The organism is Streptomyces sedi (genome assembly GCF_006335015.1).
Lineage (GTDB): Bacteria > Actinomycetota > Actinomycetes > Streptomycetales > Streptomycetaceae > Streptomyces > Streptomyces sedi.
Genome location: NZ_VDGT01000001.1, coordinates 75,207 through 91,693, shown reverse-complemented (window position 1 = coordinate 91,693; position 16,487 = coordinate 75,207). Strand labels below are relative to the sequence as shown.

1 protein-coding gene is annotated in these 16,487 nt (G+C 74.4%); it reads right to left on the bottom strand.

Annotated features, from left to right (window positions below; genetic code table 11):
• Window positions 1–50: 50 nt before the first annotated feature.
• The gene (locus FH715_RS28685; protein ID WP_139639952.1) at window positions 51–16,430 is read right to left on the bottom strand and encodes a type I polyketide synthase; all 16,380 of its coding nucleotides are present in this window, start codon (window positions 16,428–16,430) and stop codon (window positions 51–53) included.
• Window positions 16,431–16,487: the final 57 nt, after the last annotated feature.

Here is a 16,487-nt window from a genome sequence, read left to right as displayed (position 1 = left end):
GGGAAGAGGCTCCGGACACCCGCCGTCTCAGGGCGGTGGTCAGTGGGGGATCAGCGGTCGTTCAACTCGTCATCCAGCATGTCGAACAACTCGTCGGCGGTGGCCGCGGCCAGTGCGTCCTCCTCCTCGTCGGCGGCGTCCGCGCCACGGTGCGTCTCCGACCACTTGGAGACCAGTGCCCGCAGCCGACTCTCGATCCTCGCGGCCTCGGCGTCGTCGGGACGTGCGTCCAGCATCACCGACTCCAGCCTGACCAGTTCCTCCTCCATCTCCGACACGGCGCTCGTCGTCGGCTCCTCACCGACCATCTCCAGCCGCAGGTAGTCGGCGACGGAGTCCGTGCTCGGGTAGTCGTAGATCAGTGTGGCGGGCAGCCGCTCGCCGGTGGCACCGCTCAGCCTGTTGCGCAGCTCCAGGGCCGCGAGGGAGTCCAACCCCAGCTCCAGGAAGCCGCGTTCGGGCGCGACCGCCTCCGGCCCCTCGTGCCCGAGCACGGCGGCGACATGGGTCCTTACCAGTTGGACCAGCGTGCGGCCCGCCTCTTCCCAGGGCAGCTCCGCCAGCCGCTCGGCCAGCGGACGGTCGTCCTCGGCCGCCTCCGTGGCGCCGTCGGCCGCTCCCGAGGCCGACGCCTCCTCGGCCGAGGGGCGCGCCGCACGCGTCGCCGGACCGAACCCGCGGAGCACCGCGGGGAGTTCGTCGGGACGGGAACGCAGCGCCGCCAGGTCGAGCGAGACCGGGACCGGCATTGCCTCACCGGAGGCCAACGCCGCGTCGAAGAGCGCCAGGCCCTTCTCCGCGGACAGCTCCCGCACGCCGAGCCTGCCGATCCGGCCGGCATCGACCCCCCTGGTCCCCTCGTCGGCCCCCGCGGTGCCCTCCCACAGCCCCCACGCCATGGAGGCCGCAGGCAGCCCCTGGGCGCGGCGACGGTGGGCGAGCGCGTCGAGGAAGACGTTGGCGGCGGCGTAGTTGGCCTGCCCGGCGGCGAGGATCAGCCCGCCGACGGAGGAGAAGAGCACGAAGGCGGACAGTTCGAGACCACTGGTCAGCTCGTGCAGGTGCCAGGCACCGTCCACCTTCGACCGCAGCACCCGGGCCACACGCTCCGGGGTCTGGTCCGCGAGCACCCCGTTGTCCATCACCCCGGCGGCGTGGACGACGCCGGTGAGCGGACGGTCGGCCGGGACGGCGTCGAGGACGGCCGCGACGGCCGCGCGGTCGGCGACATCGCAGGCCGCGACGGTGACCTCCGCGCCCAGGCTGACCAGTTCGTCAACCAGTTCCTCCGCCCCCGGGGCCCGGTCGCCCCGGCGACTGGTCAACAGCAGATGCCGCACCCCGTGCTCGGTCACGAGATGGCGCGCCACCAGGCGGCCGAGGCCGCCGAGGCCGCCGGTCACCAGCACGGTGCCCTCGGCGTTCCACGCGGTGCCCTCGCTCGTCGCTCCGGACCTGGCCAGTCGTGGCGCCAGCGCCACGCCCCGGCGGAGCGCCAGCTCGGGCTCACCGGTCGCGGCGGCGGCGGCCAGTGCCCGTTCCGACTCCTCGGAACCGTCCACGTCGATCACCGTGAACCGGCCGGGATTCTCCGCCTGCGCGGCCCTGACCAGCCCCCAGACCGGGGCCTGGACCAGGTCGAGCGAACCGTCACCGGACTCGCCGGCCCGCACGGCGTCGCGCGTGACCACGACCAGCCGGCCGTGGAACCGTTCGTCGGCGAGCCAGGAGCGCAGGGCGTCCAGCACCTCGACGACGGTCCGGCCGACCGCCGCCGGCAGCCCGCCCTCCTCCGACGAGGTCTCGGCCTCGTCGGCGCGCGCCCGGAACACGACCAGTTCGGCGACACCGGCCGTGCCCGACATGTCGAACACCTCGGCCAGCTCGGTGAGTTGCGTTCGTTCAACAGAGTCGCCGCCGGTCAGCGGAACGGTTGACCAGTCCAAGCGGTACAGCGACTGCGGCCCGGTGCCCAGCTGTTCCGGGGTCACCGGCCGCAGGGCGAGCGAGGCGACGGAGGCCACCGGCGCGCCGGAGTCGTCGGCGATGGCCATCGAGACCGCGCCACCCCCGGCGCCGGCCGCCCGCATCCGCACCCGGAGCGCACGCGGGCCGACACCGTGGAAGCGGACCCCGCTCCACGCGAACGGGATGCGCGTCTCCTCCTCCCCACCTTCCGCGGCACCCTCGCCGCCGGGCAGGAAGTCGGTGAGGTGCAGCGCCGCGTCCAGCAGCGCCGGGTGAACGCCGAACGACCCGGCGCCGACCGCGTCGTCCGGCAGGGCGATCTCGCCGTACACGTCCTCGCCGTGCCGCCAGATCGCGCGCACCCCGCGGAACTGCGGGCCGTAGTCGTAGCCAGCCGCCGCCAGCGTCTCGTACATGGTGTCGGTGGCGACCGGCACGGCGCCCTCGGGCGGCCAGGTCGCCCCCACCGGCGGCACCTCGTCGTCGAACGCCGGTGCCAGCACGCCGACGGCGTGGCGGGTCCAGCCCTCGCCCGGGGCGAGGCCGGCCGCCGCCGGGCGGGAGTGGATCTCCACGCCACGCAGCCCGGACCCCTCGGCAGCGCCCACGGTGACCTGGACGTCCAGCACGTCCTCGTCGGGAACGGGAAGCGGCGCCTCCAGCGTCAGCTCGTCGATCACCGGGCAACCCGCCTGTTCACCGGCGTGCACGGCGAGATCGACCAGCGCCGTGCCCGGCAGGATCGTCGCGCCGAGAATCCGGTGGTCGGCCAGCCACGACTGGGAGTCCGCCGCGAGCCGTCCGGTCAGTAGCACGCCGTCCATGCCCGGCAGGGCGACGGCCGCGCCGAGCAGCGGATGAGTGGCCGGCAACTGTCCGAGTCCGGTCGGGTCGCCGGCGGAGGCGACGGCGTCGATCCAGTACCTCTTGTGCTGGAAGGCGTAGGTGGGCAACTGGACCCCGCGCTGCGGGGGTTGGGCGAACGTGGTTGACCAGTTGAGGGTGTGGCCCTGGGTGTGGAGGGTGGCGAGGGCGCGGAGGAGGTGGGTGGTTTCGTCGTTGTCCTTGCGTTGGGTGGGGATGGCGTTGTCGAGCAGGGGGGTGAGGGCGGGTTGGGGGCCGACCTCGACGATCGTGCGCACGCCCTGGTTGTTCAACGTGCTGACGCTGTCGGCGAAGCGGACGGTGCCTCGGACCTGACCAGTCCAGTACTCGGGATCGTTCATGGTCTCGGGGTTGACCAGTTGGCCGGTGACGGTGGAGACCAGGGGGATGGTCGGCGCCTGGAACGTGACTTTGGCGGCGACCTGTTGGAACTCGGCCAGCATCGGGTCCATGAGTGGGGAGTGGAAGGCGTGGGAGACCCGCAGGCGGGTCTGCTTGCCCTCGAACCGGGCGGCGATCTCGGTGACCGCGTCCTCGGCGCCGGAGATCACCACGGAACGGGCCGCGTTGACGGCGGCGATCGTCACGTCGTTCCGGTCGCCGATCAGCTCCCGCGCGGTGGCCTCATCCGTCGCCAAGGCGACCATCGCGCCGCCCTCGGGCAACGCCTGTATCAACCGTGCCCGCGCGGCCACCAGCTTCGTCGCGTCCGTCAGGGAGAGCACTCCGGCGACATGGGCGGCGGCCAGCTCGCCGATCGAGTGCCCCGCGACGAAGTCCGGCCGCAGGCCGAAGGACTCCAGCAGCCGGTAGAGGGCCACCTCGAAGGCGAAGAGCGCCGTCTGGGTGTAGAGCGTCTGGTCAAGTGGCGACTCGGTGTCCTCGGCCGGCCAGACCACGTCCCGCAGCGACAACGGCAGTTCAGGTTCGAGAAGACTCAGAACCTCGTCCCACGCCGCCGCGAACACCGGGAACGAGTCATACAACTCCCGACCCATCCCACGCCGCTGCGCGCCCTGCCCCGAGAACACGAACGCCACCGGACCAGCCGAGCCCGGGGCGGCCGAGGCCGCGCCCTCGGTCACGACGGACTCCAACTCCCGCCGCAGCGACTCCAGATCGCCGCCGACGACCACCGCACGGTGCTCGAACGTCGCCCGCGTCGTGGCCAACGAGTAGCCCACCTCGGACGGCGTCAGCTCCGGGCGTTCCTTGAGGAACGACACCAGTCGCTGTGCCTGCGCCCGCAGCGCCGGAGCCGAGCGTGCGGAGACGACCCACGGGACCGCGACGGGCTCGGGGGCCGGCGCCGGACGGGCGTCGGCGGGTGGGGAGGTGTCGGGTGCCTCCTCCAGGATCACGTGGGCGTTGGTACCGCTCAGCCCGAACGAGGAGACGGCGGCGCGGCGCGGATGGCCGTCGCGTTCCCACGCCCTGGCCTCGGTCAGCAGTTCGACGGCGCCGCTTGACCAGTCGACGTGGGGCGAGGGCTGGTCAACATGGAGGGTCTTCGGCATGACGCCGTGGCGCATGGCCATGACCGTCTTGATGATGCCGCCGACGCCGGCGGCGGCCTGGGTGTGGCCGATGTTGGATTTCAACGAGCCCAGCCACAGCGGTTGACCACTTTCCGCGCGCTCCTGGCCGTAGGTGGCCAGCAGTGCCTGGGCCTCGATCGGGTCGCCGAGCGTGGTGCCCGTGCCGTGGCCCTCGACCAGGTCGACCTCGGCGGGGGCGAGCCGCGCGTTGGCCAACGCCGCGCGGATCACGCGCTGTTGGGACGGGCCGTTGGGGGCGGTCAGTCCGTTGGAGGCGCCGTCCTGGTTCACGGCCGAACCGCGTATGACCGCCAGCACCTCATGACCGTTGCGCCGCGCGTCCGACAACTTCTCCAGTACCAGCATCCCGACGCCCTCGCCCCAGCCGACGCCGTCGGCGGCGCCGGAGAACGCCTTGCAGCGGCCGTCGGGGGAGAGGCCGCGCTGACGGCTGAAGTCGACGAAGACATCCGTGGTGGACAGGAACGTCACCCCGCCGGCCAGCGCCAGCGAACACTCGCCGCCCCGCAGGGACTGGGCAGCGAGGTGCAGTGCGACGGAGGAGGACGAGCAGGCGGTGTCCACCGACATGGTCGGGCCCTCGAAGCCGAAGGTGTAGGCCACACGGCCGGAGAGGATGCTGATCGCGCTGCCGTTGCCGAGGTAGCCGGCGATGTCGGCCGGCACCCTGTCGCCCAGACGGGTGCCGTAGTCGTCGTACATGACGCCGGCGAAGACGCCGGTCTGGCTGCCGCGGATCGACCGCGGGTCGATGCCGGCGCGCTCCAGCGCCTCCCAGGAGGTCTCCAGCAGCAGCCGCTGCTGCGGGTCCATGCCGAGTGCCTCCCGGGGGCCGATCCCGAAGAAGTCGGGGTCGAACTCCGTCCCGTCGCGCAGGAATCCGCCCTCGCGGGTGTAGATCCGGTCGTCCTCGGGCTCCGGTGAGTACAGCCCGGCGATGTCCCAGCCGCGGTCCGTCGGGAAGCCCGCGACCGCGTCGGTCCCGTCGAACACCAGCCGCCAGAGGTCCTCGGGGCTGCGCACACCGCCGGGGTAGCGGCAGCTCATGCCGACGATGGCGATCGGCTCGTCGGTGTGCGCGCTCGACACCGTGGCCGCCGCGCGCCCGGAGCCGGTTTCGGCGGACCCGGTGAGCTGCGGCTTCAACAGGTCGACCACGGCGCGGGTGTTGGGGTGGTCAAAGACCAGTGTGGCCGGCAGGGTGACACCGGTCGAACTGGTCAGTGCGTTGCGCAGCTCGACGGCGGCCAGCGAGTCGAAACCCAACTCGCGGAAGGCGCGCGTCGGTTCGATCGCCTCCACGCCTTCGTGCCCCAGCACGGCGGCCACATGGCCGCGCACCAGGTCGAGCAGCAGCCGGTCACTCTCGGACTCGGTGAGGCCGGCGAGCCGCTCGGCCAGCGGGGACGCGACGACCTGGGAGGCCGCGGCCGGTGTGGCCGCCGCCCCGCGGGGTCCGGCGAGGGCGCGCAGCAGCGCCGGCACCCGCTCGCCGCGGGCGCGCAGCGCCGCGGTGTCGACGCGCACCGCCACGGGGGCGGGGCCGCCGGCGGTCAGCGCCCGGTCGAAGACGGCGAGGCCGGCCTCCACCTCCCACGCGGGCAGCCCGAGCCGCGCCATGCGACGCAGGTCCGCCTCGCCCAACTCGCCGCCGAGACCGGTGTTCTGGTTCCACAGCCCCCAGGCCATGGAGGAGGCCGGCAGGCCGAGCCCCCGGCGGTGGTGGGCGAGGGCGTCGAGGAAGACGTTGGCCGCGGCGTAGTTGGCCTGCCCGGCGGCGAGCACGAGGCCGCCGGCGGACGAGAACAGCACGAACGCCGACAGTTCGAGATGACTGGTCAACTCGTGCAGGTGCCAGGCGCCGTCCACCTTGGGGCGCAGCACCCGCTCGGTCTGGCGCTCGGTGAGGTTGCCGATCATCCCGCTGTCCGCGACCCCGGCGGCGTGGACGACACCGGTCAGGGGATGGGCGGCGGGGATGGCGTCCAGGACGGCGGCGACGGCCGGGCGCTCGGCGACATCGCACGCGGCGACCGTCACCCGCGCCCCCAACTCCACCAGCTCCGAGACGAGTTCGGCGGCTCCTGGCGCCTGGTCGCCGCGACGACTGGTCAGTACCAGATGCCGCACCCCGTGGGCGGTCACAAGATGGCGCGCGACCAGCGCGCCGAGGCCGCCCGTGCCTCCGGTCACCAGCACGGTGCCGTCCCGGCGCCAGAGCCGCTCCTCGCCCGCGGGGCCGCTCTCGTTGACGCGGGCCAGACGCGGCAGATGAACGCGTCCGGCTCGTACCGCGGCCTCCGGCTCCTTCGACGCCACCGCGGCCGGCACGGCCCGCGCCGACGCCTCCGTGCCGTCGACGTCCAGAACGGCGAACCGTCCCGGGTTCTCCTCGGCAGCCGCGCGCACCAGGCCCCAGACGGGGGACTGGGTGAGGTCGATCCGGTCGTCGTCCGCCGACTCGACGCGCACGGCGTTGCCGGTCAGCACCACCAGCCGGGTCGAGGCCAGCCGGCTCTCGGCCAGCCAGTCGCGCAGCAGCGCCAACGTCCGCTGGGTGACGGCGAGGGTCCGCTCCGGCAGGCCGTCGCCGTCGCCGTCATCCGCCGCCGGCACCGGCAGGACCACCACCTCGGGCGCCGGTCCCGAGTCAAGACTGGTCAACAGCGTGGTCAGGTCAGGGTGATGGGCGCTCGCACCGGTCAACTCCGGGCGCGTGTCGCCCAGTACGGCCCAGCTGGTCGGCGCCTGACCGGGCGAAGTGGTCAGCGCGTTCCACCGCACCTGGTAAAGCGGATCGCGACCGGTCCTGGCGCTGTCGCGTGCCAGGCGTTCCCGGTCGACCGGGCGGGAGACCAGCGATTCCACGGCGGCGACCGGGCGGCCGGCGCCGTCCGCGATCCGCATCGCGGACACCTCGGCCCCCCTGATCCGCGAGATCCACATCCGCAGCTCGCCGGCGCCGGTCGCGTAGGAACTGACCCCGCTCCAGGAGAACGGCAGCAGCGTCGGCCCCTCCGCGTCGTCCAGGAGATCCGCGTGCATGGCGGCGTCCAGCAGCGCCGGGTGCAACGCGTAGCGGGAGGCGTCCTCCCCGACCTCGGGCGCGAACGCCGCCTCGGTGAAGATGTCGTCGCCGCGCCGCCAGGCCGCCCGCAGGCCCTGGAACGCGGGGCCGTAGCCGTAGCCGCGCTCGGTCAGCCGGGCGTAGGCGTCACCCACGTCGATGGGGGTCGCGCCCGGTGGCGGCCACTGCGTCAGGTCGAAGTCCGCCGGCCGCCCCTGCGGCGCCAGCGTGCCCGAGGCGTGCAGGGTCCAGCCGTCGGCCGGGTCCTCGGCGGCGTCCCGGCTCTCCGGGCGGGCGTAGATCTCCACGGTCCTGCGGCCCGAGCCGTCCTCGCCGCCGACGACGACCTGCACGGCCGCCGCACCGCCCTCGGCGAGGGTGAGCGGCGCATGACTGGTCAACTCGTCGAGCGCGGGGCAGCCGACGCGGTCGCCGGCGTGCAGGGCGAGTTCGACGAAGCCGGTGCCCGGCAGGATCGTCGTGCCGTGCACCGCGTGGTCGCCGATCCACGTCTGCGTGTCACCGGCGAGCCGGCCGGTGAACACCGTCCCGCCGGATGCGGGCAGCACAACCGCCGCCCCGAGCATGGGGTGGCCGGCGGGCGCCTGGCCGAACCCGGTGGGGTCGCCCGCGGAGGCGACGGCGTCGATCCAGTACCGCTTGTGCTGGAAGGCGTAGGTCGGCAGGTCCCCGAGGCGCCGGTTCGGCGCCTCCGGGAAGGCGGTTGACCAGTTGAGGGGATGGCCCTGGGTGTGGAGGGTGCCGAGGGCGCGGAGCAGGTGGGTGGTCTCGTGGTGGTCCTTGCGCTGGGTCGGGATCGCGTCGCCGACCAGTGGGGTGAGGGCGGGCTGGGGGCCGACCTCGACGATGGTGCCCACGCCCTGGCCGTTCAACGTGCTGACGCTGTCGGCGAAGCGGACGGTGCCGCGGACCTGACCAGTCCAGTACTGGGGGTCGTTCATGGTGTCCGGGTTGACCAGTTGGCCGGTGACCGTGGAGACCAGGGGGATGGTCGGCGCCTGGAAGGTGATCCCGGCGGCGACCCGCTGGAACTCCTCCAGCATCGGGTCCATCAGCGGCGAGTGGAAGGCGTGCGAGACCCGAAGACGCGTCTTCTTCCCCTCGAAGCGGTCCGCGATCCCGGAGACCGCGTCCTCCGCGCCGGAGATCACCACGGAGCGGGCGGCGTTGACGGCGGCGATCGACACATCCGCACGGTCGCCGACCAGTTCGCGTGCGGTCGCCTCGTCGGTGGCCAGCGCGACCATCGCGCCACCCTCCGGCAGCTCCTGCATCAGCCGCGCCCGGGCACCGACCAGCGTGACCGCGTCGCCGAGCGAGAGCACACCGGCCACGTGCGCGGCGGCCAGCTCACCGATGGAGTGACCGGCGACGAAGTCCGGCCGCAGCCCGAAGGATTCGAGCAACCGATACAGCGCCACCTCGAACGCGAAGATCGACGTCTGGGTGTAGAGCGTCTGGTCAAGTGGCGACTCGGTGTCCTCGGCCGGCCAGACCACGTCCCGCAGCGACAACGGCAGTTCGGGTTCGAGAAGACTCAGAACCTCGTCCCACGCCGCCGCGAACACCGGGAACGAGCCATACAGTTCCCGGCCCATCCCCCGCCGCTGCGCACCCTGCCCCGAGAACACGAACGCCGTCCGCCCGGCGGCCTCGTCCCTCGCGGCGCCGACCGCGGTCCCGTTGGCGAGGTTCTCCAACTCCCGCAGCAGCGCGTCCCGGTCGCCGCCGACGACCACCGCCCGGTGCTCCAGCGCCGCGCGGGTGGTGGCCAGCGCGTGGCCGATCTCGGAGGGGGTCAGCTCGGGGCGCTCGCGCACGAACGTCACCAGCCGTCCGGCCTGGGCCCGCAGCGCCTCCGCGGTCCTGCCGGCCACCAGCCACGGGACGGCTGCGGGCTCGACCCGCGGCGCCGCCTCGACAGGCTCGGTCTCCGGGGCCTCCTCCAGGATCACGTGGGCGTTGGTGCCGCTCAGCCCGAACGAGGAGACGCCGGCGCGGCGCGGGTGCCCGTCGCGCTCCCAGGCGCGGGCCTCGGTCAGCAGTTCAACAGCTCCGGTTGACCAGTCGACGTGGGGCGAGGGCTGGTCAACATGGAGGGTGCGCGGCAGCAGGCCGTGGCGCATGGCCATGACCATTTTGATGATGCCGCCGACGCCGGCGGCGGCCTGGGTGTGGCCGATGTTGGACTTCAACGAGCCCAGCCACAGCGGTTGACCACTTTCCGCGCGCTCCTGGCCGTAGGTGGCCAGCAGCGCCTGGGCCTCGATCGGGTCGCCGAGCGTGGTGCCCGTGCCGTGCCCCTCGACGGTGTCGACGCCGGCCGCGGTGAGGCCGGCCGTGGCGAGGGCCTGCTCGATGACGCGCTGCTGCGAGGGGCCGTTGGGGGCGGTCAGTCCGTTGGAGGCGCCGTCCTGGTTGACGGCGGAACCGCGTATGACGGCCAGCACCTCATGACCGTTGCGCCGCGCGTCCGACAGCCGCTCCACGACCAGCACGCCGACGCCCTCGCCCCAGCCGACGCCGTCGGCGGCGCCGGAGAACGCCTTGCAGCGGCCGTCGGGGGAGAGGCCGCGCTGGCGGCTGAAGTCGACGAAGGTGTCGGGCGTGGACATCACGGTGACGCCGCCCGCCAGGGCGAGCGAGCACTCGCCGTTGCGCAGCGCCTGGATCGCCCAGTGGAGGGCGACCAGCGAGGAGGAGCAGGCCGTGTCGACGGTGACCGCCGGCCCCTCCAGGCCGAGGGCGTAGGCGACGCGGCCGGAGACCACGCTGGCGAGGCTGCCGTTGCCGAGGTAGCCGGCGAGTTCCTCGGAGACCTGGCCGAGCCGGGTGCTGCCCCAGTCGTGGTACATGACGCCGGCGAAGACGCCGGTCTGGCTGCCCCGGGCCGACAGCGGGTCGATGCCGGCGCGCTCCAGCGCCTCCCAGGAGGTCTCCAGCAGCAACCGCTGCTGCGGGTCCATCGCGGACGCCTCGCGCGGGCTGATGCCGAAGAAGTCGGCGTCGAACTGGGCGGCCTCGTGGAGGAAACCACCCTCCCTGGTGAGGCTCTTACCAGGTACGCCCGGCTCCGGGTCATACAGGTCCGCGGTGTTCCAGCCCCGGTCCTCGGGGAACGTGGAGACGCCGTCGCGCTCGTCGGCGACCAGTCGCCACAGCTCCTCGGGACTGGTAACCCCGCCGGGGAAGCGGCAGCTCATCCCGACGATGGCCAGCGGCTCGTCGTCAACCGGCCGCGCGGAAACGGTCGTTGACGTGGCGGGTGCGCTGCCGACGGCCTCGCGGACGAGATGGTCGGCGAGTGCGGCCGAGTTGGGGTGGTCGAAGACCAGGGTGGGGGGCAGCCGCAGGCCGGTCGCCCTGATCAGCAGGTTGCGCAGTTCGACGGCGGCCAGCGAGTCGAAGCCCAGTTCCTGGAACGCGCGGGACGGCGCGATGGCCTCGGCGCCCTCGTGGCCCAGCACGGTGGCCACCTGGGAGCGGACCAGTTCCAACACGTAACGTTCGCGTTCGGCACTGGTCAGTTCGGTGAGCCGACGGGCGAACGGGGTGCCGGACGTCGGCGTCTCGGCGGTGGCGTCGGCGCGGCCCGCGCCGCCGTCGGCGACGGTGCGCGGCGCCGGGCGGACGACGCCGCGCAGCAGCGGCGGCACGCCGTCGGGCCGGGCGCGGACGGCGGTGGCGTTGATCCGCACGGTCAGCGCCACGGGGTTGTCGTCGCCGGCCAGCGCCCGGTCGAAGAGGGCCAGGCTGTCGGCGGGGGAGAGCGCCACCAGCCCCTGCCGGTCGATGCGCTGCACGTCGGCCGCCTTCAGCGTGGCGGCCATGCCGTGCTCCCCGGTCCAGGCGCTCCACACCTGCGCCTGGGCCGGGAGGCCGAGGGCGTGGCGGTGGTGGGCGAGGGCGTCGAGGAACGCGTTGGCGGCGGCGTAGTTGCCCTGGCCCGGGGCGTCGAGCAGCCCGGCGGCCGAGGAGAACAACACGAAAGCTGACAGGTCAAGTTCACTGGTCAACTCGTGCAGGTACCAGGCGGCGTCGGCCTTGGCGCGGAGCACGGTGTCGAGGCGCTCGGGGGTGAGCCCGGCGAGCAGGGCGTCGTCGAGCACGCCGGCCGTGTGGACGACCCCGGTCAGGGGGGCCTCGGCGGGGACGGCCGCCAGCAGCGAGGCCAGCGCCTCGCGGTCGGCGACGTCGCAGGCGGCGACGGTGACCTCGGCGCCCGACTCGGCGAGTTCGGCGACCAGTTCGGCCGCGCCGGCGGCCCGTTCACCGCTGCGGCTGGCGAGCAGCAGACGGCGGACGCCGTGCTCGGTGACGAGGTGCCGGGCGACCAGGCCGCCGAGCCCGCCGGTGCCGCCGGTGACCAGGACGGTGCCGCCCTCGGTCCAGGGCGAGGGGGTCTCCGGCGCCGGTGCCGGCAGCCGGATGGCGCGCGGCAGTCGGACGGCGTCGTCGCGCAGCGCCAACTCCGTCTCGCCGGTGGCCTGTTCGATGGCGAGCACGGCGGCGGCGATCCGCTCGGGGCGGGTGGGGCTGTCGGCCGCGTCGTCCACGAGGACGAAGGCGCCGGGGTGTTCGGCCTGCGCCGAGCGGACCAGTCCCCGGACGGCGGCGGCCACCGGGTCGGCGGGCGGGTCGCCCGGAACGGCGGCCAGGGCGCCGCGGGTTACCAGTACGAGCCGGGCCTCGGAATGACGCTCGACCGCCGTCCACGCCTGGAGCAGCGCGAGCGCGTGCGAGGTGGCGGCGCGCAGCCGTTCGGGGGTGGTGCCCTCCGACGGGAGGACGCCGTTGACGAGATGGAGGCCCGGCACGGCCTCGGCGCCGGGCGCCAGGTCGGCGGCCGTCTCAACGGTGGTCCACGGCGTGGTCGGCGCGGCCGAGGGAACGGCGCCGTGCCGCTGCCAGGTGAGGCCGTAGACGGGGCCGGCGTCGGCGCGGAGCGCCTCGGCGGGCACCGGGCGGGAGACGAGGGAGTCGACGGTGGCGACGGGGGCGCCGGCGGGGTCGGTCAGTTCGACGGTCAGCGACTCGCCGCCGGCCTGGTCGCCCACGGGGGTGACGCGGACCCGCACGGTGGCGGCGCCCCTGGCGTGCAGCCGCACCCCGGTCCAGGCGAACGGGATACTGGCGCGCCCCGCATCGGAGGCGGCGCCCTTCTCGGAGGAGCCGGGCTCCAGCAGCTCCGCGCAGTGCAGCGCCGCGTCGAGCAGCGCCGGGTGGAGCCCGAAGTCGGCGGCCTCGGCGGCGACTTCGGGGGGCAGCGCGACCTCGGCGTAGACGGCTCCCTCCAGGAGCCAGGCGGCGCGCACGCCCTGGAAGACCGGGCCGTAGCCGTATCCCCGGGCGGCGAGCCCGGCGTAGAGGCCGCCGACGTCGACGGCGGTCGCGCCGGCCGGCGGCCAGGCCGCCCCGGTCTCCCGCGCGGTCGCGGCGGCCGGTCGTCCGGGCGCGAGGGCGCCGGTGGCGTGCAGCGTCCAGGGCACGTCCTCGGCGTCGTCGGGGACGCCGCCGGCGGTCTCCTCGGCGCGCGAGTAGACCTCGACGGCGCGGCGGCCGGACTCGTCGACGCCGCCGACCGTCACCTGGAGGGCGACCCCGCCGTGTTCGGGCAGCACGAGCGGGGCCTGGAGGGTCAGTTCCTCGACGGTGGGGCTGCCCGTGAGTTCACCGGCGTGCGCGGCGAGCTCGACGAGCGCGGTGCCGGGCAGCAGCACCGTGTCGAGGATCGCGTGGTCGGCGAGCCAGGGGTGGGCGGCGGCGGAGAGCCGGCCGGTGAGCACCATGCCGCCGGTGCCGGGCAGGGCGACGGCGGCGCCGAGCAGCGGGTGGCCGGCGGGCGCCTGGCCGAAACCGGTGGTGTCCCTGGGCGCTTCGGTGCCGCGCAGCCAGTAGTGGCGGCGCTGGAAGGCGTAGGTGGGCAACTCGACGGCGGGCTCGGTCCGTTGGGCGAACGCGGTGCTCCAGTCGACGGAACCGCCGGCCGTGTGGACCCGGGCCAGCGCGGCCAGCAGCTCGGCCGGTTCGGGCCGGTCGCGGCGCAGCGTGGCGAAGCAGCGGGCGTCGCCGGTGAGCGAGGCGCGGGCCAGCGCGGTGAGGGTGCTGTCGGGGCCGACCTCCACGAAGGTCGCGATGCCGGCGTTCTCCAGCGTCGTGACGCCGTCGCCGAAGCGCACGGCCTCCCGCACGTGCCGCACCCAGTACTCGGGGTCGCACACCTCGTCGGCGGTGGCCAGCGCGCCGGTGACGTTCGAGACCAGCGCGACGCGCGGGGGCGCGTAGTCCAGGACGGAGGCGACGCGGCGGAACTCGGCCAGCATCGGCTCCATCAGCGGCGAGTGGAAGGCGTGCGAGACGCGCAGCCTGGTGGTGCGGCCCTCGATCCGCTCCGCGATCCGGGCGACGGCCTCCTCCGCGCCGGAGACCACCACGGAGCGCGGGCCGTTGACGGCGGCGATCGCGAGGTCGTCGCGGTCGCCGAGCAGCGCGCGCACGGCGTCCTCGGTGGCCTCGACGGCCAACATGGCCCCGCCGGCCGGGAGTTGGCCCATCAGTCGGGCGCGGGCGCTGACCAGGACGGCGGCGTCCTCCAGGGAGAGCACGCCGGCGACATGGGCGGCGGCGATCTCGCCGACGGAGTGCCCGGCGACGTAGTCGGGGCGCAGCCCGAACGACTCCAGCAGCCGGTGGAGGGCGACCTCGACGGCGAACAGCGCCGGCTGGGTGTACTCGGTGCGCTCCAGGGTCTCCCGTTCGTCCTCCCGCCACATCACCTCGCGCAGCGGGCGTTCCAGCATCGGGTCGAACTGGGCGGTGACGGCGCCGAGCGCGGCGGCGAAGACGGGGAACGTCTCGTACAACTCCCGGCCCATGCCGGTGCGTTGGCTGCCCTGGCCGGAGAAGAGAAAGGCGGTCTTGCCGCGCGGCGCGGTCTCGTCGCCGGTGACCAGGCCGCCGGTCTCCCGCTGCCCGGCGGCGAGGGCGGCCAGCGCCCGCAGGGCGTGGTCGCGGTCCTCGGCGAGGACGACGGCGCGTCGCTCCAGGGCGGCGCGGGTGGTGGCCAGCGCGTGGCCGGCGTCGGCGAGGTCGGTGTCCCGCTCGGTGAGGTGGGCGTGGAGCGCGGACGCCTGGGCGCGCAGCGCGTCGCCGGTCCGGGCGGAGACGACCAGTGGGGTCAACGGCAGTGCGGGGCCCGGGAGTTCGGCCTCGGGCTGCTCCGCGGGCTCCTCGGCGGGCGCCTCCTCCAGGATGACGTGGGCGTTGGTGCCGGAGATGCCGAACGAGGAGACGCCGGCGCGGCGCGGCCGGTCGCCCGGCTCCCAGGGGCGGGCCTCGGTCAGCAGCTCGACGGCGCCGGCCGACCAGTCGACGTGCGGGGTGGGCGCGTCGACATGCAGTGACCTGGGCAGTCGCCGTTCCCGCATGGCCATGACCATCTTGATGACGCCGGCGACGCCGGCGGCGGCCTGGGTGTGACCGATGTTGGACTTGATGGAGCCCAGCCACAGCGGCTCGCCGCCCTCCGGCCGTTCCTGGCCGTAGGTGGCCAGCAGCGCCTGGGCCTCGATCGGGTCGCCCAGGGTGGTGCCGGTGCCGTGCGCCTCGACGGCGTCGACGTCGGCGGGGGTGAGCCGGGTGGCGGCGAGGGCCTGCTCGATGACGCGCTGCTGGGAGGGGCCGTTGGGGGCGGTCAGCCCGTTGGAGGCGCCGTCCTGGTTGATGGCGGAGCCGCGGACGACGGCCCACACGCGGTGCCCGTTGCGGCGCGCGTCGGAGAGGCGTTCCAGCACCAGCACGCCGGCGCCCTCGCCCCAGCCGGTGCCGTCGGCGGCGGCGGCGAACGGCTTGACGCGGCCGTCGGCGGCGAGCCCGCGCTGGCGGCTGAACGCGGTGAAGACCCCCGGGTTGCCCATGACGGCGACGCCGCCGGCGAGCGCCAGGGTGGACTCGCCCGCGCGCAGCGACTGGCACGCCAGGTGCAGGGCGACCAGCGAGCCGGAGCAGGCGGTGTCGACGGTGAGGGTGGGGCCCTCAAGTCCGAGCGCGTAGGCGGCGCGGCCGGAGACCACGCTGGGCGCGGTGCCGGTGAGCAGGTAGCCGTCGAGGCCGTCGGGCGCCTCGTGGAGGCGGACGCCGTACTCCTGCGGTTCGGCGCCGACGAAGACGCCGGTGGTGCTGCCGCGCAGGGTGTGCGGGTCGAACCCGCCGCGTTCCAGGGCCTCCCAGCACAGTTCGAGGACGAGCCGCTGCTGCGGGTCCATCGCGGTGGCCTCGCGGGGGCTGATGCCGAAGAAGTCCGCGTCGAACTCGCCCGCCGAGTCCAGGAACGCGGCGTGCCGCACATAGCTCTTGCCGGCCTTGCCGGGGTCCGGGTCGTAGATGCCGTCGATGTCCCAGCCGCGGTCGTCCGGCAGCGGGGAGAGCACGTGCCGCTCGTCGTCGACCAGTCGCCACAGGGCGTCGGGCGAGGTGGCGCCGCCGGGGTAGCGGCAGCCGACGCCGACGATGGCGATGGGCTCGTCCGAGAGGGCGGGCGCCCGTTCGGCGAGGGTGGCGCGGGGCGCGGCGGGGGTGTCCTCGCCGACGAGCGCGTCGTCCAGGAAGAGCGCGACGGCGCGGGGCGTCGGATGGTCGAAGACGAGCGTCACCGGCAGGTCGACGCCGGAGGCGGCGGCGAGGCGCTCGTGCAGGTCGACGGCGGCCAGCGAGTCGAAGCCCAGGTCCTGGAAGGTGAGGTCGGCGCCGGAACCGTCGGGCGGGTCCTGGTCGATGGCCGTCAGGACCGCCTCGGTGTGGGTCCACACGAGGTCAACGAGGATGTCCTCACGCGCGGTCGCCGGCAGTCCGGCGAGGCGCTCGGAGAGGGCGGCCTCGCTGCCCCTCGCGTCGTCTGCCGACTTCGGAATGAGGTCTTCGGGCTCGCTCATGCGCGCACTCCACCACCTCGGCGGACGGGGGTCATACCCCTATCGCCCCCTACCGGC